The sequence below is a fragment of the Shewanella psychromarinicola genome, from assembly GCF_003855155.1.
GTDB lineage: Bacteria > Pseudomonadota > Gammaproteobacteria > Enterobacterales > Shewanellaceae > Shewanella > Shewanella psychromarinicola.
In genome coordinates, this window is sequence record NZ_CP034073.1 from 1,861,077 (window position 1) to 1,886,850 (window position 25,774).

25 protein-coding genes and 2 pseudogenes are annotated in these 25,774 nt (G+C 42.5%); 21 read left to right on the plus strand and 6 right to left on the minus strand.

What is annotated here, in order from left to right; genetic code table 11:
* Positions 1-178 precede the first annotated feature (178 nt).
* From rplM to rlmB, 7 genes are all read left to right on the plus strand, one after another.
* Complete coding sequence (gene rplM / locus EGC80_RS08050) at positions 179-607, plus strand: 50S ribosomal protein L13 (RefSeq protein WP_101034062.1); 429 nt, start codon at positions 179-181, stop codon at positions 605-607.
* Positions 608-624: 17 nt separating this feature from the next.
* A complete protein-coding gene (rpsI, locus tag EGC80_RS08055) occupies positions 625-1,017 on the plus strand; it encodes a 30S ribosomal protein S9 (protein ID WP_101034063.1) in 393 nt (130 codons plus the stop codon).
* 394 nt (positions 1,018-1,411) lie between these two features.
* Complete coding sequence (locus EGC80_RS08060; protein WP_124012469.1) at positions 1,412-1,600, plus strand: DUF2065 domain-containing protein; 189 nt, start codon at positions 1,412-1,414, stop codon at positions 1,598-1,600.
* 69 nt (positions 1,601-1,669) lie between these two features.
* Complete coding sequence (locus EGC80_RS08065) at positions 1,670-2,965, plus strand: adenylosuccinate synthase (protein WP_101034065.1); 1,296 nt, start codon at positions 1,670-1,672, stop codon at positions 2,963-2,965.
* A gap of 122 nt (positions 2,966-3,087) precedes the next feature.
* Complete coding sequence (locus EGC80_RS08070; protein ID WP_164839439.1) at positions 3,088-3,705, plus strand: tetratricopeptide repeat protein; 618 nt, start codon at positions 3,088-3,090, stop codon at positions 3,703-3,705.
* A 37-nt stretch (positions 3,706-3,742) separates the two neighbouring features.
* On the plus strand, positions 3,743-6,274 hold the full coding sequence (gene rnr / locus EGC80_RS08075) for a ribonuclease R (RefSeq protein ID WP_124012468.1): 2,532 nt from the start codon (positions 3,743-3,745) through the stop codon (positions 6,272-6,274).
* 7 nt (positions 6,275-6,281) lie between these two features.
* Positions 6,282-7,022 (plus strand): 23S rRNA (guanosine(2251)-2'-O)-methyltransferase RlmB, encoded by a 741-nt coding sequence (rlmB, locus tag EGC80_RS08080; protein ID WP_124012467.1) that lies wholly within the window; start codon positions 6,282-6,284, stop codon positions 7,020-7,022.
* Positions 7,023-7,131: 109 nt separating this feature from the next.
* Here the strand turns inward: rlmB and EGC80_RS08085 are convergent, their stop codons facing one another.
* Both EGC80_RS08085 and EGC80_RS08090 read right to left on the minus strand, forming a co-directional pair.
* Positions 7,132-8,556 (minus strand): MFS transporter, encoded by a 1,425-nt coding sequence (locus tag EGC80_RS08085; RefSeq protein WP_124012466.1) that lies wholly within the window; start codon positions 8,554-8,556, stop codon positions 7,132-7,134.
* A gap of 111 nt (positions 8,557-8,667) precedes the next feature.
* Positions 8,668-9,420, minus strand: a complete 753-nt coding sequence (locus EGC80_RS08090; RefSeq protein WP_101034070.1) for a DUF481 domain-containing protein — start codon at positions 9,418-9,420, stop codon at positions 8,668-8,670.
* A 216-nt stretch (positions 9,421-9,636) separates the two neighbouring features.
* Here EGC80_RS08090 and rpsF point away from each other — a divergent pair, with 216 nt between their 5' ends.
* The 4 genes from rpsF to rplI are packed head-to-tail and all read left to right on the plus strand — an operon-like array spanning position 9,637 to position 11,073.
* Positions 9,637-10,029: a 30S ribosomal protein S6 gene (rpsF, locus tag EGC80_RS08095; RefSeq protein WP_101034071.1), complete on the plus strand. Its 393-nt coding sequence runs from the start codon at positions 9,637-9,639 to the stop codon at positions 10,027-10,029.
* 6 nt (positions 10,030-10,035) lie between these two features.
* Positions 10,036-10,338 carry a primosomal replication protein N gene (gene priB / locus EGC80_RS08100; RefSeq protein ID WP_101034072.1) on the plus strand — a complete coding sequence of 101 codons (303 nt, stop codon included), beginning with the start codon at positions 10,036-10,038 and terminating at the stop codon, positions 10,336-10,338.
* Between the two features lie 12 nt (positions 10,339-10,350).
* Positions 10,351-10,578 carry a 30S ribosomal protein S18 gene (gene rpsR / locus EGC80_RS08105; RefSeq protein WP_101034073.1) on the plus strand — a complete coding sequence of 76 codons (228 nt, stop codon included), beginning with the start codon at positions 10,351-10,353 and terminating at the stop codon, positions 10,576-10,578.
* Between the two features lie 42 nt (positions 10,579-10,620).
* Entirely contained in the window at positions 10,621-11,073 is a 453-nt protein-coding gene (gene rplI, locus EGC80_RS08110) for a 50S ribosomal protein L9 (protein WP_101034074.1), read from the plus strand.
* 843 nt (positions 11,074-11,916) lie between these two features.
* Here the strand turns inward: rplI and EGC80_RS08115 are convergent.
* Positions 11,917-14,106, minus strand: a pseudogene (locus EGC80_RS08115) (S46 family peptidase); the annotation flags it as partial.
* 130 nt (positions 14,107-14,236) lie between these two features.
* On the opposite strand from EGC80_RS08115, the gene dnaB reads away from it, so the two are divergent.
* Both dnaB and alr read left to right on the plus strand, forming a co-directional pair.
* On the plus strand, positions 14,237-15,643 hold the full coding sequence (gene dnaB / locus EGC80_RS08120; protein ID WP_101034076.1) for a replicative DNA helicase: 1,407 nt from the start codon (positions 14,237-14,239) through the stop codon (positions 15,641-15,643).
* Positions 15,644-15,789: 146 nt separating this feature from the next.
* The gene (alr, locus tag EGC80_RS08125; protein WP_124012464.1) at positions 15,790-16,881 is read left to right on the plus strand and encodes an alanine racemase; all 1,092 of its coding nucleotides are present in this window, start codon (positions 15,790-15,792) and stop codon (positions 16,879-16,881) included.
* Between the two features lie 160 nt (positions 16,882-17,041).
* On the opposite strand, the gene EGC80_RS08130 is transcribed toward alr, so the two are convergent.
* On the minus strand, positions 17,042-17,518 hold the full coding sequence (locus EGC80_RS08130; RefSeq protein WP_124012463.1) for a chemotaxis protein CheX: 477 nt from the start codon (positions 17,516-17,518) through the stop codon (positions 17,042-17,044).
* A gap of 1,219 nt (positions 17,519-18,737) precedes the next feature.
* Between EGC80_RS08130 and dusA the strand changes: the two genes are divergently transcribed.
* The 3 genes from dusA (at position 18,738) to EGC80_RS08145 (ending at position 21,062) form a co-directional block, all read left to right on the plus strand.
* The gene (gene dusA, locus EGC80_RS08135; protein ID WP_124012462.1) at positions 18,738-19,787 is read left to right on the plus strand and encodes a tRNA dihydrouridine(20/20a) synthase DusA; all 1,050 of its coding nucleotides are present in this window, start codon (positions 18,738-18,740) and stop codon (positions 19,785-19,787) included.
* A 585-nt stretch (positions 19,788-20,372) separates the two neighbouring features.
* Positions 20,373-20,678, plus strand: coding sequence for a hypothetical protein (locus EGC80_RS08140; RefSeq protein WP_124012461.1), 306 nt, complete (start codon positions 20,373-20,375; stop codon positions 20,676-20,678).
* A gap of 183 nt (positions 20,679-20,861) precedes the next feature.
* Positions 20,862-21,062 carry a PspC domain-containing protein gene (locus EGC80_RS08145; RefSeq protein ID WP_101034131.1) on the plus strand — a complete coding sequence of 67 codons (201 nt, stop codon included), beginning with the start codon at positions 20,862-20,864 and terminating at the stop codon, positions 21,060-21,062.
* A 33-nt stretch (positions 21,063-21,095) separates the two neighbouring features.
* Here the strand turns inward: EGC80_RS08145 and EGC80_RS08150 are convergent.
* A pseudogene (locus tag EGC80_RS08150) lies at positions 21,096-21,415 on the minus strand (enoyl-CoA hydratase-related protein); the annotation flags it as partial.
* A gap of 523 nt (positions 21,416-21,938) precedes the next feature.
* On the opposite strand from EGC80_RS08150, the gene EGC80_RS08155 reads away from it, so the two are divergent.
* Together EGC80_RS08155 and EGC80_RS08160 are read left to right on the plus strand one after the other, a co-directional pair.
* Positions 21,939-22,250 carry a hypothetical protein gene (locus EGC80_RS08155; protein WP_101034132.1) on the plus strand — a complete coding sequence of 104 codons (312 nt, stop codon included), beginning with the start codon at positions 21,939-21,941 and terminating at the stop codon, positions 22,248-22,250.
* Positions 22,251-22,433: 183 nt separating this feature from the next.
* Positions 22,434-22,634 (plus strand): PspC domain-containing protein, encoded by a 201-nt coding sequence (locus tag EGC80_RS08160; protein ID WP_101034133.1) that lies wholly within the window; start codon positions 22,434-22,436, stop codon positions 22,632-22,634.
* Between the two features lie 68 nt (positions 22,635-22,702).
* Here EGC80_RS08160 and EGC80_RS08165 read toward each other — a convergent pair whose 3' ends face one another.
* Positions 22,703-23,440, minus strand: a complete 738-nt coding sequence (locus EGC80_RS08165; RefSeq protein ID WP_101034134.1) for an enoyl-CoA hydratase-related protein — start codon at positions 23,438-23,440, stop codon at positions 22,703-22,705.
* A gap of 35 nt (positions 23,441-23,475) precedes the next feature.
* Here EGC80_RS08165 and EGC80_RS08170 point away from each other — a divergent pair, with 35 nt between their 5' ends.
* The 3 genes from EGC80_RS08170 to EGC80_RS08180 are packed head-to-tail and all read left to right on the plus strand — an operon-like array spanning position 23,476 to position 25,676.
* Positions 23,476-23,955 (plus strand): copper chaperone PCu(A)C, encoded by a 480-nt coding sequence (locus EGC80_RS08170; protein WP_124012460.1) that lies wholly within the window; start codon positions 23,476-23,478, stop codon positions 23,953-23,955.
* Between the two features lie 12 nt (positions 23,956-23,967).
* On the plus strand, positions 23,968-24,939 hold the full coding sequence (locus EGC80_RS08175; protein WP_101034136.1) for a DUF2333 family protein: 972 nt from the start codon (positions 23,968-23,970) through the stop codon (positions 24,937-24,939).
* A 2-nt stretch (positions 24,940-24,941) separates the two neighbouring features.
* Complete coding sequence (locus EGC80_RS08180; RefSeq protein ID WP_124012459.1) at positions 24,942-25,676, plus strand: TIGR04219 family outer membrane beta-barrel protein; 735 nt, start codon at positions 24,942-24,944, stop codon at positions 25,674-25,676.
* Positions 25,677-25,774 lie beyond the last annotated feature (98 nt).

The following is a 25,774-nucleotide window of genomic DNA, read 5'->3' on the forward strand; positions in this document are numbered from 1 at the left end:
AGGTGATCTTTGCTGTGGCTTTGCGTATAATCTGCGACCTGCCCGCGTTAATCCGCCAATTGGGCGGAAGTTATAAGCCAATATTCATGTTCGAAGGGGCAAGAATCGGTAATTTTGTGTTGATTGCAATCCGCATTCAGCATGTAAGACAGAAAATTAACTTTGGGTTTTTGTAATAATGAAGACTTTTACTGCTACACCAGAAACTGTAACTCGTGACTGGTTTGTTGTTGACGCTGAAGGCAAAACTTTAGGTCGTATCGCAACTGAAATCGCAACTCGCTTACGTGGCAAGCATAAGCCAGAATACACACCGCACGTTGACACTGGTGATTATATCATCGTTATCAATGCTGAAAAGGTAACTGTAACTGGTAATAAAGCTGCTGGTAAGATTTACTACTCTCATTCAGGCTTCATTGGTGGCATTAAGCAGATCAGCTTTGAGAAGCTTCAAGCTCATAAGCCTGAAATGATCATCGAGAAAGCAGTTAAGGGTATGTTACCAAAAGGTCCTTTGGGCCGTGCTATGTTCCGTAAGCTTAAAGTTTACGCTGGCACAGAACATAACCATGCTGCACAACAACCACAATTTCTTGATATCTAAACGGGAGGAGTAATAAAATGGCTGCAACTCAGTACTACGGCACTGGCCGTCGCAAAACATCTACAGCTCGCGTTTTCGCTAAAGCAGGTAGTGGCAATATCGTTGTTAACCAACTTCCACTGGATGTGTATTTTGGTCGTGAAACGGCTCGTATGGTTGTTCGTCAACCATTAGAGTTAGTTGAAATGACTGATAAATTAGACATCTATGTAACTGTTAAGGGCGGTGGTACTACTGGCCAAGCTGGTGCAATTCGTCACGGTATTACCCGTGCACTATTGCAACTAGATGAAACATTACGTCCTTCTCTACGTACCGCTGGTTTTGTTACCCGTGATGCACGTAAAGTTGAGCGTAAGAAAGTTGGTCTACGTAAAGCACGTCGTAAGCCACAGTTCTCTAAGCGTTAATTCGTTTTTTGGATTCAAAAAACCCAGCTTATGCTGGGTTTTTTATTGCCTAAAATTTAGCGCGCAAGATGTGTTTTGTGTGCATATTAATGATGTTCTATAAAATCGCTGCAGATAAGCTCGAAAACATCGGCCGAAGATGTCATGCCAATCAAATTACTTTACTCTGTGTTGACGCATTTTAACGTACGACGGCATGATCTATTTTGTTCCATACAAGATAAGACATTTCCTCCATTGTCCATGGCGGTCAGATACAAAAGGTAGATCAACCCAGAGCAGTTGCCGAACAACACTATGCCTTTAAGTCTTGGTCTTGATTAAAACAACTTAAATTCCCGCTGCATGACCCAATATTGAACACGATTGGTGTCAGTTAAAGAGAGACTACAACATGAATATACAGCTGTTAATAACCGCATTTGGCTTAGTTTTAATTCTTGAAGGGCTTGGTCCGTTACTTTTCCCTAACAAGTGGCAAAAATATTTATTAGAGCTTTCAACACAAAAGCAAAATGTTCTCAGACGCTTAGGTGGCTGTTTAGTGACTATAGGCGTCATTTTATTGATCACATTTCAATAAAATACTTGCCTATAACCCCCTAAAATCTGTTAAAATTCTATTTTATACCACAAGACGTTGCAGCTAATCATGGGTAAGAATGTAGTCGTGCTCGGCACTCAATGGGGTGACGAAGGTAAAGGTAAGATTGTCGACCTTTTAACAGAACAGGCAAAATATGTAGTTCGTTACCAAGGCGGCCATAATGCCGGTCATACTTTGGTAATTGATGGTGAAAAAACCGTTCTTCATCTTATTCCGTCAGGTATTTTACGTGATAACGTAAAATGCATTATCGGTAATGGTGTGGTCGTTTCTCCTGATGCGTTGATGACAGAAATCAACATGTTAAAAAAACGTGGTGTCCCTGTAGAGGAACGTTTATTAATTTCTGAAGCATGTCCGCTTATCCTTCCATTCCATTGTGCATTAGATGTTGCCCGTGAGAAAGCGCGCGGTAATAAAGCCATTGGCACCACTGGACGGGGTATTGGTCCTGCATATGAAGACAAAGTCTCTCGTCGCGGTTTGCGCATTGGTGATTTGTTTAATGCAGAACTATTTGCGACTAAGTTACAAGAAGTTATGAAATACCATAACTTTATGCTAACTGAGTACTACCATGTTGAAGCCGTTGATTATCAGCAAACACTAGATGATGCATTGGCAATTGCTGATTATCTCAAAAGCATGTGTACTGATGTCAGTGAAATGTTAGATGTTGCCCGTAAAGCGGGTGAGCCCATTCTATTTGAAGGCGCTCAAGGAACATTATTGGATATCGACCACGGTACTTATCCATTTGTGACCTCATCAAACACAACTGCGGGTGGTGTTGCGACGGGTTCAGGTTTTGGTCCTCGTCATCTAGACTATGTGTTAGGCATCATGAAAGCGTACACGACGCGTGTCGGTGCGGGTCCATTCCCAACGGAATTAACCAATGAAATTGGTGATTATATTGGTGAGAAAGGCCAAGAGTTTGGTGCTACAACGGGTCGCAAACGTCGCCCTGGTTGGTTAGATGCTGTGGCCATGCGCCGTGCCGTTCAAATCAACAGTCTTAGCGGTTTTTGCTTAACTAAATTAGACGTTTTAGACGGTCTAAAAGAAGTTAAGATTTGTGTTGGCTATCAATATGCTGATGGAACAGTTTCAAAGGTGACCCCTTTAGCTGCTGAAGGTTATGATCTAGTTACCCCAATTTATGAAACTATGCCTGGTTGGAGTGAAAACACTTTCGGTGCCACAACCATCGAGCAATTACCTGCCGCGGCAATTAATTATATCAAGCGTCTCGAAGTGTTATTAGAAACGCCCATTGATATTATCTCTACCGGTCCGGATAGAAATGAAACCATGATTTTGGTGAGTCCGTTCAAGTAAACTAAAAAGGCCGCGATAAGCGGCCTTTTTAATGAGTGCGATTAACTGTCGTAGCAGTTTCTACTCAAGAAATACGCTATACTGCCGATGGGTTAGTCATGATAGTGTCATCGAGAATCCTTATGTTGCGTATCTCTTTATTGTTGTTGAGTGTTGTGTCCATCAATGTTTTTGCGGTCACCGAAGCCGTCGATATCTATAGCGATCAACAATTGATTTCGCTCATTCGTTCAAATCAATATTTGCAACGCGTAAAAGCTGACGACTGTCAGTTAGTGCAAGACATTGAAGCCCGTGCAGAAGTGTTGCAGCAACCCATGTACCAGTTTTTATGGGGTGAAATGCTCAATAACGGTGTGTGCGTAAAGGCACATCCCTCTCGCGGTATGGCACTACTGCAAACCGCTGCAGAGCAAGGTAGCCCCGAAGCGATGGTAAAATTGGCAGATTATTATTATCGCGGTAAACTAGTGGTTAAAGATCCTAATCGTGCCGTGCAATATGTGTTGCCTGCCGCAGCGAATGGGGATTTAACCGCAAAAATGATATTGGTTCGTTTATTTGGACAAGGCTACGGAAGTCCTGCCGATTATGAACTAGGCTATCATTGGTTATATAACAGTATATTTGACGACGACGCCCAACAGAAAAAGGCCTCGTCCTTATTGCAGATGCTAGCTGCAAAAATGCCTGCCAGTATTGTGGCCAGAGCACAGCAGCCACAGCTGTACACACGTTAAAGGCTCCACGATATGGAGCGAATTATTTGGAAATTGAATGATCAACGATCCTCATTTTGAGAGAGAACAAGACAAGTACGACAATCCTATTCCTAGCCGTGAGTATATTTTAGAATACTTGCGTGCACAAAAGTCTCCTGTTACCCGCGATAAAATTGCCGAAGCATTAACCATTACTGAAGAAGTGCCATTAGAAGCGCTTCGTCGCCGTTTACGCGCAATGGAACGTGATGGGCAATTAGTCTTTACCCGCGGGCAAAGCTATGGCTTACCTGAACGGATGGATTTATTGTCTGGTACGGTTTTAGGCCATCGCGATGGATTTGGCTTTTTTAAGCCAGATGAAGGCGGTGATGACTTATTTATTAATAATCGCGATATGCTGATGTATTTCCATGGTGATAAAGTGCTCGCTCAAAAAGCGGGTACCGATCGTCGTGGTCGCCGTGAAGCACGTATTGTCCGACTAGTACATGAGCGAACCGCAGCGTTAGTTGGACGTTATCACGTCGACAGCGGTATGGGCTTTGTGATTGCAGATGACCGACGTATTACCCAAGAAATATTAATCGCCAGCGAAGATACGTTTGGCGCTCGCGCCGGTGATGTGGTTGTTGTTGAATTAACTCGTCGTCCAGGTCGTTTTGTTAAAGCAGCAGCAAAAGTGACTGAAGTCTTGGGTAAGACAATGGCACCGGGTATGGAAATCGAAATTGCGTTACGTAATTATGATTTACCCCATACTTGGTCTGAGATTATTGAGAAAAAACTTAAACGTATTCCCGACGAAGTCACCGAAGACGATAAGTTAGGTCGCGTTGATTTACGTCATTTACCGTTGGTCACCATTGATGGCGAAGATGCCCGTGATTTTGACGATGCGGTATACGCTGAAGCAAAACCAAGTGGTGGCTGGCGTTTATGGGTTGCGATTGCTGATGTGAGCCATTATGTACGTACTGATTCTGCATTAGATACTGAGGCTCACTCACGAGGTAACTCAGTATATTTTCCGTCGCAAGTTATTCCAATGTTGCCTGAGAAAATCTCTAACGGCTTGTGTTCATTAAAGCCCCAGGTCGATCGTTTGTGCATGGTGGCCGAGATGACCATTTCTGCTGCCGGCAAATTATCGGGAACCAAGTTTTATTCTGCAGTAATGCACTCTCATGCTCGTTTTACTTACACTCAAGTGGCCGCGATGCTTGAAGGTGGCGCTATTGCGCCTGAGCACGAAGCGTTATTCCCACATTTATTGTGTTTGCAGTCATTATATCTCACCTTAGATAAGCGTCGTGCAGAGCGTGGGGCAATTGCATTTGAAACCCTAGAAACGCAGTTTATCTTTAATGAGCAGCGTAAAATTGACAAAATCGTCCCAAGAGGTCGTAACCAAGCGCATAAGATCATCGAAGAATGTATGATTTTAGCCAACGTGGCTTCAGCTAAGTTTGTTAAAAAACACAAAGGCGAAGTGCTATACCGTGTTCATGAAGCTCCATCGGCGCAAAAACTGGCTAATTTTAAAGAGTTTCTTGCTGAACGCGGCTTAAGTATGGATGGTGGACTCGAGCCGACACCGACAGACTATCAAAATATCATGCTGAAAATAGCCGATCGCCCTGACTTTGAGCTAATTCAAGTGATGTTATTGCGCTCTATGCGTCAAGCAGTCTATAGCCCAGATAACGAAGGTCACTTTGGTTTGGCATTAGAAGCGTATTCGCATTTTACCTCGCCAATTCGCCGTTACCCTGATTTGGTTTTGCATCGAGTGATCAAATATTTGCTCGCAAAAGAGCAGGGCGATGTTAACGATAAGTGGACGCGGGATGGGGGTTATCTCTACCAACTTGAAGAATTAGATTTATTAGGTGAAGAATGCTCTACCACTGAGCGTCGCGCTGATGAAGCAACTCGCGATGTCAGTGATTGGCTGAAATGTGAATATATGCAAGATCATGTCGGCGATACCTTCGATGCAGTTATTGCCTCAGTCACTAGTTTTGGATTGTTTGTCAGACTTAACGAATTATTTATTGATGGGCTGGTGCATATTTCAAGCCTGGCCAGTGACTACTATAAATTTGATCCTATGCGCCAACGATTAATTGGTGAAAATACTCGCCAAGTATACCAAGTGGGTGATGAAGTGACCGTTAAAGTTGCCGCGGTTAATCTTGATGATCGTCAAATTGACTTGTTGATGGTGGGTGACAACAGTAAAGGCGCGGGTAAACCTGCACGCAAAGGCAGCAAACCTTCAACCGCTCGTGAACGAGTGAATGCAGAAGGGGCTAAATCGGCACGGGGTAAATCGACAGGTAAATCTGATAAACCTAAGTCGGATAAGCCTAAATCGGATAAGCCTAAATCTGATAAACCTAAGTCGGATAAGCCTAAATCGGATAAGCCTAAACCCAGCAAGCGTCGTTCAAGTGGAAAAGCTTCATCGCCAGCAGCCAAACCTGCGGTTGCTAACAACTCTTCCGCTGTGGAACAAAAAGCTGATGCCACAAAACCCAATTCTAGTGTTAAGAAAAACCCTGCCAAGCGCAGCAAGAGATAGTAATTAAATGAAAAAACAAGATAACATTTTTGGCATTCATGCCGTTGAAGCATTGTTAAATAATAGCCCTGAACGCGTCATTGAGCTTTGGCTATTACAAGGCCGTGATGACGAACGCTTAACACCGTTGATTAATATAGCGTCCACGTTTGGTACCACACTTCAGCGTGCTGCACGTAAAGTATTAGATGACAAAGCCGGTAGTTCACATCACCAAGGTATTGTTGCGCGAGTAAAAGCGCTTAAGCCTCTAACTGAAAGTGATTTAGATGCATTGCTTGATAAAACAGAAGTGCCTTTTTTATTAATTTTAGACGGCGTTACTGATCCGCATAACCTTGGTGCGTGTCTACGTAATGCAGATGCTGCGGGTGTGCATGGGGTTATCGTGCCGAAAGATAATTCAGTCGGATTAACCTCAACAGTAAGCAAAGTCGCTTGTGGCGCAGCCGAAATCATACCGTTATTTCAAGTGACTAACCTTGCTCGTACCATGCGTCACTTGCAAGATAAAGGTGTTTGGATAGTCGGCGCGGCAGGTGAAGCTGAGAGTAATGTATATCAAGCTGACCTTAAAGGGCCGCTAGCGGTTGCTATGGGTGCTGAAGATAAAGGTTTGCGCCGGTTATCTCGCGAAGGCTGTGATTCATTGGTTTCAATTCCGATGGCTGGAAGCGTGTCGAGTCTCAACGTGTCTGTTGCTTCAGGGGTTTGTTTATTTGAAGCGGTCAGGCAGCGTTTAAGTTAATGACCAACCAGTAGCTTGTTTGCTATAAAGCGCGATCAAAAAACGGCGATATTTATCGCCGTTTTTTATTGTTCAATACTTTATTCATCACATATCAAAGTAAAGAAAATTAGCGTCTACCGATTTCGTTGTCGACATCCTCGTCATCCAATTCTTCTGGGATCAAATTATCAGCGCTCACAATGCTAGCATAAGCGGTATTATATTCTGCTGGCTCATCGGTATCATCAAACTCATCATCGGTTGATTCTGGCATGATATCAAATGCACCCTCAGCAGGATTGATCATTTGCTCGTTGACCATTTCAATATCCACGCGTGGATCTAACGAGGCTGCTAGCGGCGAGCCTACCATGTCACCCGCTGCCATTATATAATCTTCGGTAGTCGTGTGCTCAGCTTTTTGACGGACATTAATCCATAGTAGTCTTACGAGTAAAGTAAACGAACAGATGGCCATAAATCCATAGAGCATTTGGTCGCCTAACGCTTGCATTAAGCCAGAGGCAACTAAGGGGCCAATACTTGCTCCTATACCGAACGTGACTAATATTGTGGCTGACAGTCCTACTCGCTCGTGTTGCTCTACGCGCGAGTTAGCTAATGCGGTTGCTAATGGATACAAGGTAAAAGCTAAAATACCAAATAGGCTGGTTAATATTAATGAATATACTGAGTGGAATGGGACGACAGTAATAATTAATACAATAACACCCAATAAAGTGCAGTTAATTCGAATTAATAAGCTACGAGAGATCTTATCGGATAATTTACCCATGGGCCATTGAGCTAACAATCCTGCAAAAATGGTACAAGACATGTAGATCGCAACGTGTTCAGGATCAATGCCTTTGGCTGTGGCGTAAGATGGCGCCAAACCATAAAAACACCCCACTATCATGCTACCTAATGCTATCGTTGTTAGGGCTTGAGGAGCGAGTTTCCAATAACGACCCATTTGTAACGGTGCTGGCGTTAACGGTTCAGGATGAATTCTGCGGGTGATTGAAATTGGCACAATACATAATGCGAAGCATATGGCTATTAATAGTAGCGGTTCTAACCCTAGATCAGGATATAAGCTAATGGCTCCCTGGCCAGCCATTAATGCTAAGTAAGATACAATCATGTAACTCGCAAAAACAGTGCCGCGTTGATTGGTTTCAGCTTGTTCGTTCAACCAGCTTTCTAACACCATGTATTGGCACATCATTCCCATACCGACAGCAAAACGTAGCACTAACCAGACAGTTAAGTTGTCTATTAAGGCATGACCCAGTGCAGAGGCGGTAACGATCCCCGCACAAGCAACAAAAGCACGAATATGGCCAACTTGAGCAATGAGTTTATGACCCACTTTAGAGCCGCAGACAAGCCCAATATAGTAGGCTGACATCATGCCACCAATCCATATTTGTGGAACTTGCATGTTAGTCAGGCTTAAGCCTAAGTAAGTGGTTAGTAAACCTGCCGCCAGCACCATTAAAAAGGTGGTGCTATATAATGATGCAAAACTGCGAAGCGGGCTGTCCATAACTGGGCCTTTATTGGTTCAAAAAGGCTTCATGGCCTTATTTAGTGGTTCAAAAAGGCCATGAGGCCTTATTTATTGAGTGTATAGCTTCGCTTCAATGAAGAGCAATAGCTATTGAAACGTGTACAACAAGTTGAATGTGGTAATGGTATCGGTATTTCTACTTTCATCAGGAACCACCTCGGTGTACTTGATGTTCATGCCTATTTTAAATGCCCAATCCTGAATAAAAGTATTTTTATAACTCATATCAAGAGTTAATGTATTGTTGTCTTGACCTGTTTCAGCGGTCACATCGGCATTAAAGCTAGTGTACTCTTGTAATTTAACCGTGTACTTAGCCGCAGAACGCAGAATAATATCGCGGTTTGCTTCTGGGTCAGGCACTAAGGTACTTTCTTTGGCTAAGTCATAACGATAACCCGGACCGACTTCAAGGCTTAATTTGGTTTTATAGTTTTTAATTAAGTCAAAACCGTAACCTGCTGAAATTGTTGAAATTTGTGTGTATGAGCCAAATTGGTCCCAGGTAAATTCACCACGACCAAACACATAACCTCGTTCCAACTTATAGTTTGACTGTAAAAACAGCTGATATCGCTCAGCGGTCGACTCGGTTCCATCAGCAGCATAATATGCTTTTATCGTCGCTTCCTGTTTGGTACTCGGCGAGTCATAAGTTAAATAAGTGCGGCCGTTGAAGTTTTTAGTTTCATTATTGCCACTATTTAACTGAAGTCCTGCTTCAATCTCAGCATTAAAATTACTGGGTGGCTCTTGGTAATCTGGTGGAACCAATGCCCATGCTGGTGCAGACAATAGAAAGAAGCAGCATGTGGTTACTATTTTTTTTATAGACATCATTAGAGTGTTTTATTCTTAACGGCGTAAACGCGATATTTTCGACTGTCGACATCATACCTGTAATCAAGATTGCTGAAAAGAGTGAGTTAGTGCTTGAGTTTACGGCGCACTTTATGTATCATCGCGCGCTCAAATCAGTCACTTTAATTCGTTCCTTGCCTCTAACTTGGTCTGACTGAGCCAAAAACGAGGCTACCTAACCGTAAGGAGCAATAGATGCGTCATTATGAAATCGTATTTATGGTTCACCCAGATCAAAGTGAACAAGTCCCAGGTATGATTGAGCGTTGCACCGGTATTATCACCGCTGCTAATGGTACAGTCCACCGTTTAGAAGATTGGGGTCGCCGTCAATTGGCTTACCCAATTCAAGACCTACATAAAGCTCACTATGTTCTTATGAACGTAGAAGCATCTGCAGAGTCTATTGAAGCACTAGAAACAGCTTTCCGTTTCAACGACGCTGTTCTGCGTAACATGGTAATGCGCACTAAAGTTGCCGTTACTGAAGATTCTCCTATGGCAAAAGCAAAAGACGAACGTGAGACACGTCGTTCACCTGCTGATGACCGTAAGGTAGAAGAAAGCGCTGAAGAAAAGGCTGAATAATTTTTTGTGAATAACCACTTAACGTTGTCAGGAACGATAACTCGTTCAAGGCGATTTGATAGCCCTAGCGGTATTGCCCATGTGGTCATAACGGTAGAGCATAAATCACAGCGACAAGAAGTAGAAATGTTGAGAAACGTCTACTGTTTGATCCAAGTGGTATTAAGTGGCCCGCGCTTTAATAGCGTTGCAAATAAATTACAAGCAGGTGTGCAAGTTGATGTTGAAGGGTTTCTTTCACTACAACAAGGGCGAAATGGCCAAAACCGTTTAGTCTTGCATGCTGAAAATGTCGAATTGAAAACTTAGGAGACTGTCAAAATGGCACGTTATTTCCGTCGTCGCAAGTTCTGCCGCTTCACCGCTGAAGGTGTTGTACAGATTGATTACAAAGATATCGTTACTTTAAAGAACTATATCACTGAAAGCGGTAAGATTGTTCCTAGCCGTATCACTGGTACTAGTGCTAGATATCAACGTCAACTAGCTCGCGCTATCAAGCGTGCTCGTTATCTTTCTCTACTGCCATATACTGATTTACATCAGTAATATTGCAGTATTAATTCCTAATCGAATATAGAGGACTTGATAATGAACGTTATTCTGCTAGATAAAGTTGCAAACTTAGGTAGCTTAGGCAACCAAGTTTCTGTTAAAGCTGGTTATGCTCGTAACTACCTTTTACCTTACGGTAAAGCAGTTGTAGCAAATGCAGCAAACATTGAAGTATTTGAAGCTCGTCGTGCTGAATTAGAAGCTAAATTAGCTACTGAATTAGCAACAGCGACAGCTCGTGCTGATAAATTAACTGTTTTAGAAGGTGTAGTTATTACTTCTAAAGCGGGTGATGAAGGTAAATTGTTCGGCTCAATTGGCAACCGTGATATCGCTGATGCAGTTACTGCAGCTGGCGTAATTCTTGCTAAATCTGAAGTTCGTTTACCTTTAGGTGCTTTACGCACTACTGGTTTCTTCGAAATTGAAGTTCAAGTACACGCTGAAGTTAAAGCCGTAGTTAAAATTTCTGTAGTTGCAGAAGCTTAATTACCTTTAGCTCCATAAAAAACACCGCCCTAGGGCGGTGTTTTTTTATGTCTGCGATTTAATCCCTAGCCTTGCTAACCATAACTCTTTAGGCCGCACGGCCAGCTGTTTGGGATCGTTCAATGTCAGAGAATATACCAGTGAACATCTATTTGATGGTCACTGGTATATTGTTTACTAGGGTTAGTTTGGTTCTTTTCCAGCTGTTGCTTCAGGGGCTACTACAACCGCTGCTTTGGCAAGTGTTTTAGTTACAGCTTTAGTTACAACTTCGGGCACAGCTTCAGGTGCGACTACAACCGCTGCTTTGGCAGGTGTTTTAGTTACAGCTTTAGTTACAACTTCGGGCGCTGCTTCAGGTGCGACTAAAACCACTGCTTTGGTAGGTGCTGTCGTTGTAACTTCGGGTACGGCTTCAGGCGCTACTTCAATTACCGTATCTGCTTGTGCCTCAGTTGCCACTTTGGGTGCGACTACCGTTACTGCTTCAGCCGTCGCTATGGTAGGAACTTCAGTCGCTACTTCAATTGCAACATCGGGCGCTACTTCCGTTACCGCTTTGACTGGCGCCTCAGTTGCCACTTTGGGTGCTAGTACCGTTACTGCTTCAGCCGTCGCTTTGGTAGGAACTTCAGTCGCTACTTCAGTTGCTACTTCAATTGCAACATCGGGCGCTACTTCAGTTACCGCTTTGACTGCCACCTCAGTTGCCACCTCAGTTGCCACTTCGGGTGCTACTACCGTTGTTGTTTCTGTCGTCGCTTTAGTAGACGTTTCAGATGTAATTTCTGGCAATATTTCAGTTGTCGCTATGGCAGTTGCTACCTTTGCTTCTCCTTCAGCCTTGGTCACTAATGTTAACTCTTTTATCAAATTGTCAGCGTGATCGACCTTATCCATCATCCACAAAATGTAGCGAATATCGACATGCACTGCACGGGTAATCGTTGGGTTAAAGAACCAATCTTTAGTAATGGCTTCATAAGTTGAGTCAAAGTTAAGACCGACTAATTCGCCTTTACCATTAAATACCGGTGATCCGGAATTACCGCCTGTAGTGTCAGCGCTTGATAAAAAGTTAACTGGTACTGAGTTAAAATCAGCTGGCTTGTCTAAACAAGACATAAACTGACAACTACTTTGCTGTCGATATACCGATGTGACGCGATGCTTGCCCAAGTCATCAGCTTTAATGGCTGCTAATAGCTTGGCCGGGACATAGTAAGGTTCTTCTCCGGTGTTTTTAGCAAGGATGCCGGCTAAGCGAGTAAATGGTTGCTTGTATAACGCATCTTTGGATTGGTAACCATCAACCATGCCATAAGTAATGCGTAAGGTGCGATTAGCATCGGGATATACTGGCCAGTTATTTGATTTGTAATAGTCAATAATCGCCTTCATGTATTCAGGGTGAACGAACGACAGCTTACCTTCAAGCAACTTTTCACTTATCTCTAATGTCATGTTGGTTTCATGAATGGCGACCGCTAAACGAATAAACGGGTCTGCGCTAATTTCAAAATCTGCAGCCGTTTTAGCCATCCATGCAAGGCGTTTAGTTTGATTAGTTAGCTCAGTTAGTGCGTATAAACTTTCAACTTTTGTTTCTAGCGGTTCAAAACTGTCTGAGATGCTTAAGGCATTATCAAACACTTGGTTTTTTAACGGTTGGCGAACATAAGCTTGTAAGTCTTGTAGCCATAAAATTTTATCGACCACTGGGTCAAAGCTGCTATCGATGCGTTTGAGTGCTGCTTTAAACATTTTCATATCACGAAGCTGAAACCCAGATTCACGTTGGTCATTGGGTTTCTTTCTTTCTTTAGCCAAACGGTAAAGTTTACTCGCTACCTGAAGCATTTCGCTTGATTGGGCATTTTTAAAGAAATAATTGGTTTGCATTTGCTGATGTTTTTCGGCAAGTAGCGCTTCAAGATCGCTGATTAGATTTTGGTTAGCATTAGGGTCTTTTTTAAGCCAAGCTAAAAAGTCATTCTCGCGTTGCTGCTTAATGCCGACAATATCGGTAGCGTTAAAGCCATCTAACAAGCCATTAAGTTTTTTCATTCGATTAGCCATTGAGGCCATAGCGCCAGCATATTTAAGCGCAATATCTTTATCGATATCTCCCATCAAGGTAATGGTGTCAATTTGTAATTGGTAGCGTTTTGCATACGTTGGATATATCCAATCACTGGCAAATTGCAGCTCGCTGGTTAAGTTGTATCGGCTGGTCGCGCCTGGATAACCGGCAACAAAGATACCGTCACCGGCTTTAACACCGTCAGCATTAATTTTAAGGTAGCTTTTAGGGCTATAAGGAATGTTATCTTCTGAATAAGAGGCCGGTTTACCGTTTTTACCGACATAAGCTCGTAAAAATGTAAAATCACCTGAATGACGGGGATATTCGTAGTTATCAATATCACCACCAAATCCGCCAATACTTTCAGGGGGGGCATACACTAAGCGTACATCACGAATGATTAACTGTTTAGTCAGATAATATTCTAAACCATGGTGAAAACTGTTAACCGAACAGCGATAGTTGTCATCTGCTTCGCAGCTTTTGATTAATGCTTTGCTGTTGGTTTGAATGCCTTTAAAGCGTGCCAAAGGTTCAGTACTTAAGTTAGCCATCACTTGGCTGGTCACGTTGGTGACTTTCTCGGTAATGTATAAGCGTTCGTTTGGCCCTGCTGAAGGTTCCTCTGCTTGAGTGTTTGCTAAAAAGCCATCTTCGAGGTAATTATGTTCTTTTTTACTGTTATATTGTATGCCGCGATAAGCACAATGATGGTTTGTGACAACTAGGCCTTGGGGGGATACAAAACTGGCGGTACAATACCCCAGACTGACGACAGCATTCATTGGGTATTGTCCCAAATCGGCCAGTTGTGATGCGGGAATAGCAATACCGCGTTGTTGGAGTTTGTCGGCTATGGATGGCATTTGATACGGTTGCCATTGGCCTTCGTCGGCACAGGCAAAGCCAGATGTCAGCAAAAGTGCTGCAACAAGTGCGATACGCATGTATTTTCCTTAAATTATTATTTTATTTCCGTTTGACGGAGCCGTTATTTTAATTCGTAATGATGGCAAATTAAGCTTGATCACGGTGTTATACCATATTTTGTAAAGTCGTTGTAAATTGGGAGTGTTAATGTCACAGCAAGGTGCTTTTAAAGCCAGAAACAGGCAGAGAGATGTAGAAGTTAATGCATTAAAATTGCCTCCTCACTCTATTGAAGCAGAACAATCCGTTTTAGGTGGATTGATGCTAGACGCTGAAGCGTGGGATCGTGTTTCTGAAGCGGTTGTGGCCGAAGATTTTTATTCTCGTTCTCATCGAATGATTTTCATGGCTATGCAACGTTTAATGGAGTCTAGCCAACCTCTAGATTTGATTACCGTATCCGAGCAGTTAGAAATTGAAGACCAATTAGACGATGCCGGCGGCTTTGCTTATCTTGGTGAAATTGCCAAAAACACCCCCAGTGCAGGTAACATTTTATCTTACGCTGATATTGTTCGTGAACGTGCTGTTGTTCGTGACATGATCGCTGTTGCTCACGAAATTGCTGATGCGGGTTATAACCCAGAAGGCCGTGATTCAAGTGCATTATTAGATTTGGCTGAAAGCAAAGTGTTTAAAATTGCTGAAATGCGTACTAATGCCAATGAAGGCCCAGAAAACATTAAAAGCATTCTTGAAAAAACCGTCGACAGGATTGAGCAGCTTTACAATAATCCTCATAATGGTGTTACTGGTGTTTCAAGCGGTTTTAATGATTTAGATAAAATGACTGCAGGTTTTCAGGCTGGCGATTTAATTATTGTTGCCGCACGTCCTTCCATGGGTAAAACGACCTTTGCGATGAACTTGTGTGAACAAGCCGCTATGAATGAAGATAAGCCGGTGCTCATTTTCAGTCTGGAGATGCCATCTGAGCAGATCATGATGCGTATGTTGGCGTCGCTGGGCCGAGTTGATCAAACCAAAATTCGTACTGGCCAACTAGACGATGAAGATTGGGCGCGCGTGTCATCGACCATGGGCATTATGCTTGAACAAGGTAAAATGTTTATCGATGACGGCTCAGGACTCACCCCAACAGACGTACGCAGTCGTGCCAGGCGTATTGCTCGAGAGCACGGTGGTTTGTCTATGATCATGATCGATTACCTACAACTAATGCAGGTACCGTCGTTAAAAGATAACCGTACTTTGGAAATTTCGGAAATTTCTCGCTCGTTAAAAGCGTTAGCTAAGGAACTGGAAATTCCGGTTATCGCGTTGTCGCAGCTCAACCGCTCACTAGAGCAGCGTGCTGACAAACGTCCAATTAACTCTGACTTGCGTGAATCGGGTGCGATTGAGCAGGATGCCGATTTGATTATGTTCATTTATCGCGACGAAGTGTATAACGATAACTCTGAAGATAAAGGCACTGCTGAGATCATTATTGGTAAACAGCGTAACGGACCCATTGGGCGTATTCGTCTAGTATTCCAAGGTCATTTTTCTCGTTTTGATAATTATTCTGGTCCACAGTTCGACCAAGATTAATCATTGATTATGTTATATTTAGTTATATTTTTCCGTTGTTTATGATAGCAACATATCGCTGTTAGTGTGGTTGCATTTGATGCATCAAATCACCTAACAGGCAGTAAAACGTGGCGTGTTATTTATTGTTTAATTAGGGCTATCTATTGAAACCTTTTCCCCGTGCAGAAATTAGTCGTTGTGCTTTACAAAGTAACCTAGCGCAACTGCGTCTTATTGCGCCAAATAGCAAAGTGATGGCTGTGGTTAAAGCCAATGGCTATGGTCATGGCTTATTAAATGTGGCTGAAAGTGTCGGCAAGTATAATGGCGGCGCAGATGGGTTTGGTTTAGCAAGGCTTGAAGAAGCGCTGCAGCTCAGAGACGGCGGCGTAAAAGGTAAGCTTCTATTATTAGAAGGTTTTTTTCGTCAGTCAGACTTACCAATATTGGTGACTCATAATATCGACACTGTGGTGCACCATGAATCGCAATTGCAAATGCTGGAAACTGTCAGTTTAGATCAACCTGTTACTGTATGGATAAAAATCGATACGGGTATGCATCGTCTTGGCTTTAGCTTGGCGCAGTTTGATGATGTTTATCAACGTTTACAAGCGTGCCCTCAAGTGGCGAAACCGATTCATTTTATGACTCATTTTGCTTGTGCTGATGAGCCTGATAATCAATTAACCCAGTTGCAAATAGATGCTTTTGAACGCAAGATAAAGTCGCTTGAAGGCGATTGCACTTTAGCAAACTCAGCCGGTACTTTGTTTTGGCCGTCGAGCCAAGCCGATTGGATAAGACCCGGTATTGCGCTTTATGGTGTATCTCCGCTGGCTGGTGATAAAGGGAGTAACCATAAACTTGTGCCTGCCATGGAGCTGGTGTCTAATCTCATCGCCGTGCGCGAGCACAAAGCGGGTGACAGTGTCGGTTACGGTGCATTTTGGACCGCAAAAAAAGATACCCGTCTAGGTGTGGTAGCAATAGGTTATGGTGATGGTTATCCACGCAATGCACCAGAAGGCACGCCAGTATGGATTAACGGACGCCGAGTGCCAATAGTGGGCCGAGTGTCGATGGATATGTTAACCGTTGACTTAGGTGCTGATGCGCAAGATAACGTGGGTGATAATGTACAACTGTGGGGTAAGGCGTTGGCGGTAGAAGAGGTTGCCGAATATATTGGCACTATTGCTTACGAGTTGGTCACTAAATTAACCCCACGAGTCTTGGTTGAGCTGCTTGATTAGTCATACCATGCTCTGGTGTTATGCCCAATACGCAGTCGCGGCTTGGGCATTTTAGTTTATGGCTGTTTGACAGCATTATTGAGAGTATTTTCGAGAGTATTCTTGATGGTATCAGAGTCGGCAATCTGGCCGGGTCATTTCAATCTATCTGCGACATTGATTACACCGATTGGACATCCTCAAAACAAATTTCAATAAAGGCGCTGCCATATTCGTGGGTAAACGGCATTAATATTTTTTTACCACGTGCTTTGTGGGAAATCGTATGGTTTTCACCAGAGACTACGGCGGGTGTTGCCATATCAAACTCATAGCCTTTTTCGCTGAGTAAGTTTTTAGCGCCACCAGTGACCATGTTAGTGAGCTCACCGACTAAATCAGTCACTTCATCATTAATAACCCCAGGGTTTTCAGCTAACATTTTATTCATAATTTCAAGGATTAATGTTTTTTCGAAAGTAATTGAAAGCGAACCGCGAGTTTTAGGGCCCACCATACCAATCAAGCCAGATACATCACCTTTAGCTATATCATGGTTTTTTAATTGAGGTTTACCAGGTTTTAAATCCATTGTTGCCATGGTAGAGATAACATTGATTAAAGACACAAGAAATGGGTTGATGAATTCAACGTTCATAGGCTAAGAGATCCTTCTACATATAAAGAGTGGTGATAAGGAGATAGTTAAGGAGATAAAGAGGGCTCACGTTACACGGGCCCATCATCATAAACCATCAAAGGTGCTGATTATGATAAATACTGACTATATCAGTAAAGTGGAATACTGCTTCTAGCTTAAAACACAAAAATGAAATGGAAAGAGACATTACTAGCAAAAACAATGTTTAGGCAAGTGTTTAGTGTTAATAGTCTAATTTTCAGCTGGATGAATTAATTTATTTCTGTGGGATGTTGTTTAGTGTTAACTCGATTCTATTCCATGTTTTATAACGACCATAGCATTGATATTAGCTAAACCATCACATGCGCCATCTAGCTAGATTTTCATGACTAACTCATTTGTACCCGTGCGACGTGAAGTCGTATGAAGCGCTGTTCACCACTTTGAGTAGCTGGTCTCCCGTTGCAAGAAAACTAGAAGAACTTTGTTAATGGAGAAACGCAAGCGATGACTTCAAATGAAGTTAGTGCCTCTCCTTGCTTTGCTCAATGACAATCCATCGATTGGAGAATCATTAAGAAAAAAGTATCAAATCTACAAGTGAGTATTGCGAAGGTAACCCTTGTGGTTACGCACTAACATAGTGCGCCTTAGTGGAGGCTTGAGCCGTATGCAGTGAACTGTTCTTAGGAGAGCGGCACTTGGCAACGGGTGCAGCCTATCCGACCAAAGTAAGTCAGATCTTAGTTTTGCTCCTTTCTATGTGGCACTCATTTGCAGACAAATATGAAATTAAATCGAAGATAGCTAAATTACCGGTGTAGATGAGTCAGCGAGTCTCCAAAATAGGGACGTTTTGGTTAAGCCCACATGGACGTGCTCGTGGCGTCTCGCTTAATCATCTGCACAAGAGCATGCGGCAGGCAATTAGTTACCATGACGCAGCGTTATGAATCAAACATAGCTAATACCAAATAAGTCAGTATATCTGACACGTTCTAGTCCCTATCCAGCCACCTTGTCTGAACCTGAGTGCATGCTTATTGGATCAATCCCTCAAGAGTTGTTTGTTGATCGTTTGGTAAAGAATCTTTGTCCCGTGTATAATCTTTCGTTTGATGCAGCAAGGCGTCATGCATGGGTTTCCCGCTTACCAAAATCCAATATTTTATGGTTTCCTGCTGGTTCCCCTTGCGCTAAAAACCTTTAGACATGTGCACAATTAACCCAGATTATGAGTATAAAGAATTCAGTGAATACAACGCCAAAGCTAGTGACACCAACGGATACTCTCGATCGCACCTTTTCCATTGCGCCGATGCTGGATTGGACCGATCGCCACTATCGTTACTTTGCTCGTTTAATGTCGAGCAAAGCCTTGTTGTATACCGAGATGATCACCACGGGTGCGATATTGCAAGGTAAGGGCGACTATTTGGCCTATAACACTGCAGAACATCCACTGGCGTTACAGTTGGGTGGCTCTAACGCGGTTGATTTAGCGGCGTGTGCCAAATTGGCTGCTGAGCGTGGTTATGATGAGGTGAACCTGAATGTGGGTTGTCCGTCTGATAGAGTACAAAATGGCCGCTTTGGTGCGTGTTTAATGGCCGAGCCTGAGTTAGTTGCACAATGCGTTGATGCGATGAAACAAGTCAGTGATATTCCGATTACAGTCAAAACCCGTATTGGGATTGATGAGCAAGACAGTTATCAATTTTTAACCGACTTTATTGATATCGTCAGTGCCAAAGGTTGTGGTGCTTTTACTATTCATGCGCGTAAAGCCTGGTTGCAAGGCTTAAGCCCGAAAGAGAATCGTGAGATCCCGCCGTTAGATTATGATCGGGTGTATCAATTAAAGCGCGATTATCCACAGTTGAACATCAGCATTAACGGTGGCATTAAAACGTTAGACGAAGCAAAGCTACATTTAGCCCAGCTTGACGGGGTGATGGTGGGGCGTGAAGCTTATCAAAACCCGTATATGTTGGCGCAAGTAGATCAACAGTTGTGCGCAATCGATAAAGTGGTGATTACTCGCCAACAAGTGATAGAACAAATGTTACCTTATATTGAAGCGCATTTAGCCCAAGGCGGTCGTTTAAATCATATTACCCGTCATATGATTGGTTTATTTCAGGGCTTACCAGGTTCGCGTGGCTGGCGTCGGCATTTGAGTGAGAATGCTCATAAGCCCAATGCTGATATTGGGGTTGTGCTTAACGCCGCTGAATTTGTCGATGCAAAAGCACTCGCCAGTGACGAATCTACTTTGATATAATTCTCGTTATATAGAGGTTATGTCACCAGATTATGTCGCGAGCTTATGTCGTGAATAAGACGTGAAATAAACGGCCAGACAGACATGTTGAAAACAGCTGTTAGCATATAAAAAGCGCCTATTATTAGGCGTTTTTTGGTTTTGTCTCTCGCTAGAATCGCTAGCGGAACCATAAAGCCTGCTAAACAACAGTGTCTAATACCATAAGCTAGACAGTCACTAATACAGTCACCGACATTTTCACACTTCAACCACTAACCCAGTCACCAAGTTAACCACTAATCTCTGCTACAGCCTCTCAGTTGGCGGTGATATTTCGCTATTTATTGCTACTTTTTAGCCTTGCTATAATACTGCATAAAAATCGCTGGTCATTTTCACTAACTAGATGGTGATTTTTACTACCTGTTGGTTTTTTGTTCTATATTTTAGTTCATTTATATTAACGATAATTAATTAATTTAGTCAATTAATTAGCAGGTTACTGTTGTTTTTTAAAGTTGGCACGCTGCTTGTAATACCTATTGTATAATCAACTAGACGAGTGTTTAGTTGTCATCAACCAGCACAATAAAGGATTCCATTATGTCTATTTTAACTTCAACTAACGTTATTCGTCGTAGTGTTCAGTTATCAGTTGCTGCAGCATTATTGGTTACCGCCAGTGTTTCGGCACAGGCTGATGAAATGTCAACCGCTAATACAGTTGCTGCACTTGAGCAGACTATGACCCAAGCTAGTCAAGAAATGATTGCCAATGTAAAACAAGAGTTAATGTTGTCGTTGCAAACTCAAATAGCTGAACAGGTATTTGAAATGAATTCAGCCCTAGAGTTTGCTAGCTTTGAACAACCACAAACCACAACAACCTTGACCACTGAGAACAAGTAATGGATTGGATAATGAATATAGCTTTGGTGCTGCCATTAATGTCGTTATTGTTATTGCCAGTGATCAGTTTTGCACTGTGTGCGACAGTAGTCAGCTGGCTATTATGGCCAAGCATTAATGACCAAGCTTAATCTGAACACCATTACTGACTAGGATAAACCTGGTTGAGTACGAGAGGATAATATGAAGCGTTTAATCAATAGATTACAAGATGAAACTCGGATCGTATGTGGCGTATCAGCTAAGTTGGCTAAACAATACGGCTGGTCATTACTTTGGACGCGTGTTGTGACACTAGGGCTCGTTGTCAGTAATCCCAGTATCGGTTTGTTAGCTTACTTTGTGATAGCCGTGGTGATGAGTCAAAAAACGACTCGATTTTAACGTCTACCCAGCACTAAATACTTCTCCGAGTTAGATGAGTTCAGCCGCTTTTTGTTGGCCCACGATTAAGGGTAACAATAAGCTTGATGCGGCTTCAGGAACCAAGGACAGACTAACAAATGGCATCTGAAATCTAGCCCTATTGTCGGCATACACTAAGTCGCAATGAAGTAGCAAGGTTGTACCCATTCCCACAGCAGCCCCGTCACAGCAGACACAACCGTTTTTTTTAGACCCAATAAGCAAAGCAAGAATGTAACCGTTGGATGCCCCTCGACTAATTGACCACTCTTGAGGACATCTGCTTTCTCATTACCTGATGTAAAGCCATTTTCTGTACCATGTACCATGTACCATGAAGCATAAAGGCACGTATTGGGATTAACGACCAAGACAGCCATCAATGTTTAACTGACTTTATTAGATCTATGAGTGGTAAAGGTTGCAGTGTTTTTACCATTGATGCGCGAAAGCATGGTTACAAGGCTTAAGCTCGAAAGCAAATTGTGACATCCCGCCGTTAGATTATGAGTGTGTTTACCCGCTAAAACGTTGACTCATTCACTCACTCATACACTCAGTCATTTCACTTAACACCACGGTGATAGCTGGCCATTTATTTAAGCTGTTCATCTTTTTTACATGGGTTAACAAAAGGGCTGGTCATTCTCACTAACGATATGGTTAATTTTACTACCTGTTGGTTTTTTGTTCGAGAGGTTGGTTCATTTATATGAACGATAATTAATTAATTTAGTATATTAATTATGTGGTTACTGATTCTTTTAAAGTTGGCATGCTACTTGTAACACCTATTGTATAATCAACTAGACGAGTGTTTAGTTGTCATCAACTAGCACAATAAAGGATTCCATTATGTCTATTTTAACTTTAACTTCAACTAACGTTATTCGTCGTAGTGTTCAATTATCAATTGCTGCAGCATTACTCGTTACCGCCAGTGTTTCGGCTCAGGCTGATGAAATCTCAATCTCAAATACGGTTGCTACGCTTGAGCAGACTATGACCCGAGCTAGCCAACAAATGATTGCCAATGTAAAACAAGAGTTAATGTTGTCGTTGCAAACTCAAATAGCTGAACAGGTATTTGAAATGAATTCAGCCCTAGAGTTTGCTAGCTTTGAACAACCACAAACCACAACAACCTTAACCACTGAGAACAAGTAATGGATTGGGCAATGAATATAGCTTTGGTGCTGCCATTAATGTCGTTATTGTTATTGCCAGTGATCAGTTTTGCACTGTGTGCGACAGTAGTCAGCTGGCTATTATGGCCAAGCATTAATGACCAAGCTTAATCTGAACACCATTACTGACTAGGATAAACCTGGTTGAGTACGAGAGGATAATATGAAGCGTTTAATCAATAGATTACAAGATGAAACTCGGATCGTATGTGGCGTATCAGCTAAGCTGGCTAAACAATACGGCTGGTCATTACTTTGGACACGTGTTGTGACAGTAGGGCTCGTTGTAAGCACCCCCAGTATCGGTCTGTTAGCTTACTTTGTGATAGCCGTAGTGATGAGTCAAAAAACGACTCGATTTTAACGTTTACTCAGCAGTGGGTAAACGGGGCCATGACTTTCCCCGTAGACAGGTTATATCGAGTAGGATATTTATTTTTGTAAGAAAGCTTGGAAGCGTTGTTTGGCTTCATCACTTTGTAAACGTTTAGAGAACTGAACTAATTCTAACTTCATTTGTGCTTTTACTTGTGCCTGATTATGGCGTAAAAGCTGTTTCGATGCTTGAAGTGACTGAGGTGGTTGTGCAGCAAGTTTTTTCGCTTGAGCTAAGCTGAAACTCAATAAATCGGCATCATCGACCACTTTATTAATAATATTTAATTCTGCCGCTGTCGTAGCATTAAATGCTTCTCCGAGTAAGATGAGTTCAGCCGCTTTTTGTTGGCCCACGATTAAGGGTAACAATAAGCTTGATGCGGCTTCAGGAACCAAGGCCAGACTAACAAATGGCATCTGAAATTTAGCACTATTGTCGGCATACACTAAGTCGCAATGAAGTAGCAAGGTTGTACCAATTCCCACCGCGGCCCCCGTTACAGCAGCCACAACCGGTTTTTTAAGATCCAATAAGCAAAACAAGAATTTAACCGTTGGATGCTCCTCGACTAATTCACCACTCTTGAGGAAATCTGCGATATCATTGCCTGATGTAAAACAGTTTTCTGTACCATGAAACATAAAGGCACGAATATCGTTGTCGGCTTCACCTTGGATCAGGTATTCTGTGAATTGCTGATACATTTCTAGATTAAAGGCATTGCGCTTTTCTGGACGATTAAAACTGATGATCCGTACGCCTTGATCATCTCTTACCTGAATATGACTCATTCGTAGCTTCCTGTTGTGAACGCGAGTGGGATTACATGGAGTTTAAGACATTGAAAGCAATATTCAAACATCTGTTTAACTTTTTAGTGCTATCATCAATTTCATTCGCAGCCAGCGCTAACGTTGTATTGGTTGATGGTCATGTCAGAGCAATGCCTGCGAGTGTGCCCAATACCGCGGCTTATTTTACGCTAGAAAATCATAACAACAGCGATGTTAAGTTAGTTGAAGTGAAGACGAGTGCGGCAGAAGTAGCGCAGTTACATACAATTATTGAAGAAGATGGCATGGTTAAAATGCGCCAAGTCGAAGGGTTTACTATACCGTCCCACGGTTCGTTAACGCTTCAACCTACTGGGGATCATGTGATGTTATTGTCGTTAACCGCGCCATTGGCTATTGATGATAAAGTGCCTTTAACATTAATTTTTGACGATGGTCAGCAACTTATGATTGAGCTTCCCGTGCTTAAGAAAGCCGAGACTCAACATGATGAACATCATCACCATAATTAAGGAGCAATATTGATGCAAGTAACAAGGAATAAAATATTAGCCGTTGTTGGTGTGCTTTGTTTAGTACTTTACTTTATGAGTGTGTGGTGGAGTGTTGCACCTGATCCAATTAAACCGGTATCGTCGAAAACAGATAACGGTAAGTTAATTGTGGGTTATGCCACAACAACGTCATTAATTGCCACAATGGAAACCTTGCTGGATAAACCCGGAGGTTGGCTCTCTAATGATATTATGCCTCCGTCAGTAATGATGGATAACATGCCTGCATTTGAGTTTGGTGCATTAGAACAGGCGCGAGATTTAGCGCTAACGATGCGTAAAGAATTTAGTCGTTCACAGTCGCAGTCCACTGCGGATGATGATTTATTAACGGCACATTCGAAGTTAAACATCGATAATACCAGTTGGTTAGTGCCAAGTGCCGAAGGTGAATATCGCGATGCGATCAAATTATTGAAACTTTATCGCGCTAAAATCAACGATGCAGAGAACAATAATGCGCAGTTTTATGCTCGTGCAGACAACCTCAATGAATGGCTGAAAGAAGTTCAAAAACGCTTAGGTAGTATCTCACAAAATTTATCTGCCAGTGTCGGCCAAGAACGGTTAAATACTGATCTAGCAGGTGATATTTCTGCGCGTCAATCGACCCCCGGTTTATCGAGTAATGAAATTAAAACCAGTTGGTGGAAAATTGACGACGTATTTTATCAAAGCCGTGGTTCCGCTTGGGCATTATTGAACTTTATGCGGGCCATTGAAGTTGATTTTGCCGATGTATTAGCAAACAAAAATGCTGCGGTCAGTTTACGTCAAATTATTCGTGAACTTGAAGCAACTCAACAAACAGTTTGGAGCCCTTTGGTTCTTAATGGAAACGGTTTTGGTTTAGTGGCTAATCACTCGTTGGTGATGGCTAATTATATTTCGCGTGCAAATGCCGCGGTAATTGATTTAACGAATTTACTCTCACAAGGATAATGATGAAAAAGACTCTTATTGCCACCGCTTTAGTGGGCCTGTTAAGCGTGTCATCGGCTCATGCGGCAACTGTATTAGGTTTTAAAGTCGGCGCTGATTACTGGCAGGCCGACACCACAAATGCATTTAATGATGATAGTGCTGTTGCGCACAGCTTTAATGATGATTCATCTCAAGGTAGCGTATGGATTGCTGTTGAACATCCATTGCCGTTTGTGCCTAATGTTAAAATTCGTGAAAATCGCCTTGAGTCGAGCACGAGTATTAGCAATGCGGACTTTAATTTTAATGGTCACAGCTATAGCGGTGCGGCGTCGGTCATTAATGACTTAAGTAATACTGACTTTGTGTTGTATTACGAAATCCTAGATAACGACTTAGTGTCTGTTGATTTAGGTGCCGCCTATAAATTAATGAGCGGTTCATTACGTGTTGCTGATGCCGGTCATCCTGAAGAAGTGGATATCGACAGCGGTATCGTGATGGGGTACGCCAGTGCACAAGTTGGCATGATTGGTTTAGGCTTGTTTGGCTTTGCTGATGTGATGTTAGGAGTGGACGAATCTAATGTGCATGACTATGGTGCTGGTTTGGGATGGCAGTTTGACGGATTAGCTGTTGATACTGCTATTCGTGTTGGTTACCGTGAGTTTAATTTTGATGTGAGTAACTTCTCTGGTGTGACGCAAAACACTGACTTTAGTGGCGCATTTGCTGGTGTTGAATTAGTTTTCTAATTGCAGACTATGTTAAAAGATCGTGCTAAAAGATCGAGCAAAAATATTGTGTTAATAATTGTATGCTCACAAAAAAACCGCCTATTGGCGGTTTTTTT

Excerpts from the sequence above, each read along its gene's own strand:
- EGC80_RS08070 (WP_164839439.1), top strand. The coding sequence starts at position 3,088 with ATGTTGCGTATCTCTTTATTGTTGTTGAGTGTTGTGTCCATCAATGTT.
- rpsI (WP_101034063.1), top strand. The coding sequence starts at position 625 with ATGGCTGCAACTCAGTACTACGGCACTGGCCGTCGCAAAACATCTACA.
- EGC80_RS08130 (WP_124012463.1), bottom strand. The coding sequence starts at position 17,518 with ATGAACGTTGAATTCATCAACCCATTTCTTGTGTCTTTAATCAATGTT.
- EGC80_RS08065 (WP_101034065.1), top strand. The coding sequence starts at position 1,670 with ATGGGTAAGAATGTAGTCGTGCTCGGCACTCAATGGGGTGACGAAGGT.
- EGC80_RS08170 (WP_124012460.1), top strand. The coding sequence starts at position 23,476 with ATGGAGTTTAAGACATTGAAAGCAATATTCAAACATCTGTTTAACTTT.
- EGC80_RS08180 (WP_124012459.1), top strand. The coding sequence starts at position 24,942 with ATGAAAAAGACTCTTATTGCCACCGCTTTAGTGGGCCTGTTAAGCGTG.
- EGC80_RS08060 (WP_124012469.1), top strand. The coding sequence starts at position 1,412 with ATGAATATACAGCTGTTAATAACCGCATTTGGCTTAGTTTTAATTCTT.
- dusA (WP_124012462.1), top strand. The coding sequence starts at position 18,738 with ATGAGTATAAAGAATTCAGTGAATACAACGCCAAAGCTAGTGACACCA.
- EGC80_RS08140 (WP_124012461.1), top strand. The coding sequence starts at position 20,373 with ATGTCTATTTTAACTTCAACTAACGTTATTCGTCGTAGTGTTCAGTTA.
- EGC80_RS08145 (WP_101034131.1), top strand. The coding sequence starts at position 20,862 with ATGAAGCGTTTAATCAATAGATTACAAGATGAAACTCGGATCGTATGT.
- EGC80_RS08160 (WP_101034133.1), top strand. The coding sequence starts at position 22,434 with ATGAAGCGTTTAATCAATAGATTACAAGATGAAACTCGGATCGTATGT.
- EGC80_RS08175 (WP_101034136.1), top strand. The coding sequence starts at position 23,968 with ATGCAAGTAACAAGGAATAAAATATTAGCCGTTGTTGGTGTGCTTTGT.
- rpsF (WP_101034071.1), top strand. The coding sequence starts at position 9,637 with ATGCGTCATTATGAAATCGTATTTATGGTTCACCCAGATCAAAGTGAA.
- rplM (WP_101034062.1), top strand. The coding sequence starts at position 179 with ATGAAGACTTTTACTGCTACACCAGAAACTGTAACTCGTGACTGGTTT.
- EGC80_RS08165 (WP_101034134.1), bottom strand. The coding sequence starts at position 23,440 with ATGAGTCATATTCAGGTAAGAGATGATCAAGGCGTACGGATCATCAGT.
- EGC80_RS08090 (WP_101034070.1), bottom strand. The coding sequence starts at position 9,420 with ATGATGTCTATAAAAAAAATAGTAACCACATGCTGCTTCTTTCTATTG.
- EGC80_RS08155 (WP_101034132.1), top strand. The coding sequence starts at position 21,939 with ATGTCTATTTTAACTTTAACTTCAACTAACGTTATTCGTCGTAGTGTT.
- rlmB (WP_124012467.1), top strand. The coding sequence starts at position 6,282 with ATGAAAAAACAAGATAACATTTTTGGCATTCATGCCGTTGAAGCATTG.
- rpsR (WP_101034073.1), top strand. The coding sequence starts at position 10,351 with ATGGCACGTTATTTCCGTCGTCGCAAGTTCTGCCGCTTCACCGCTGAA.
- rplI (WP_101034074.1), top strand. The coding sequence starts at position 10,621 with ATGAACGTTATTCTGCTAGATAAAGTTGCAAACTTAGGTAGCTTAGGC.
- dnaB (WP_101034076.1), top strand. The coding sequence starts at position 14,237 with ATGTCACAGCAAGGTGCTTTTAAAGCCAGAAACAGGCAGAGAGATGTA.
- rnr (WP_124012468.1), top strand. The coding sequence starts at position 3,743 with ATGATCAACGATCCTCATTTTGAGAGAGAACAAGACAAGTACGACAAT.
- EGC80_RS08085 (WP_124012466.1), bottom strand. The coding sequence starts at position 8,556 with ATGGACAGCCCGCTTCGCAGTTTTGCATCATTATATAGCACCACCTTT.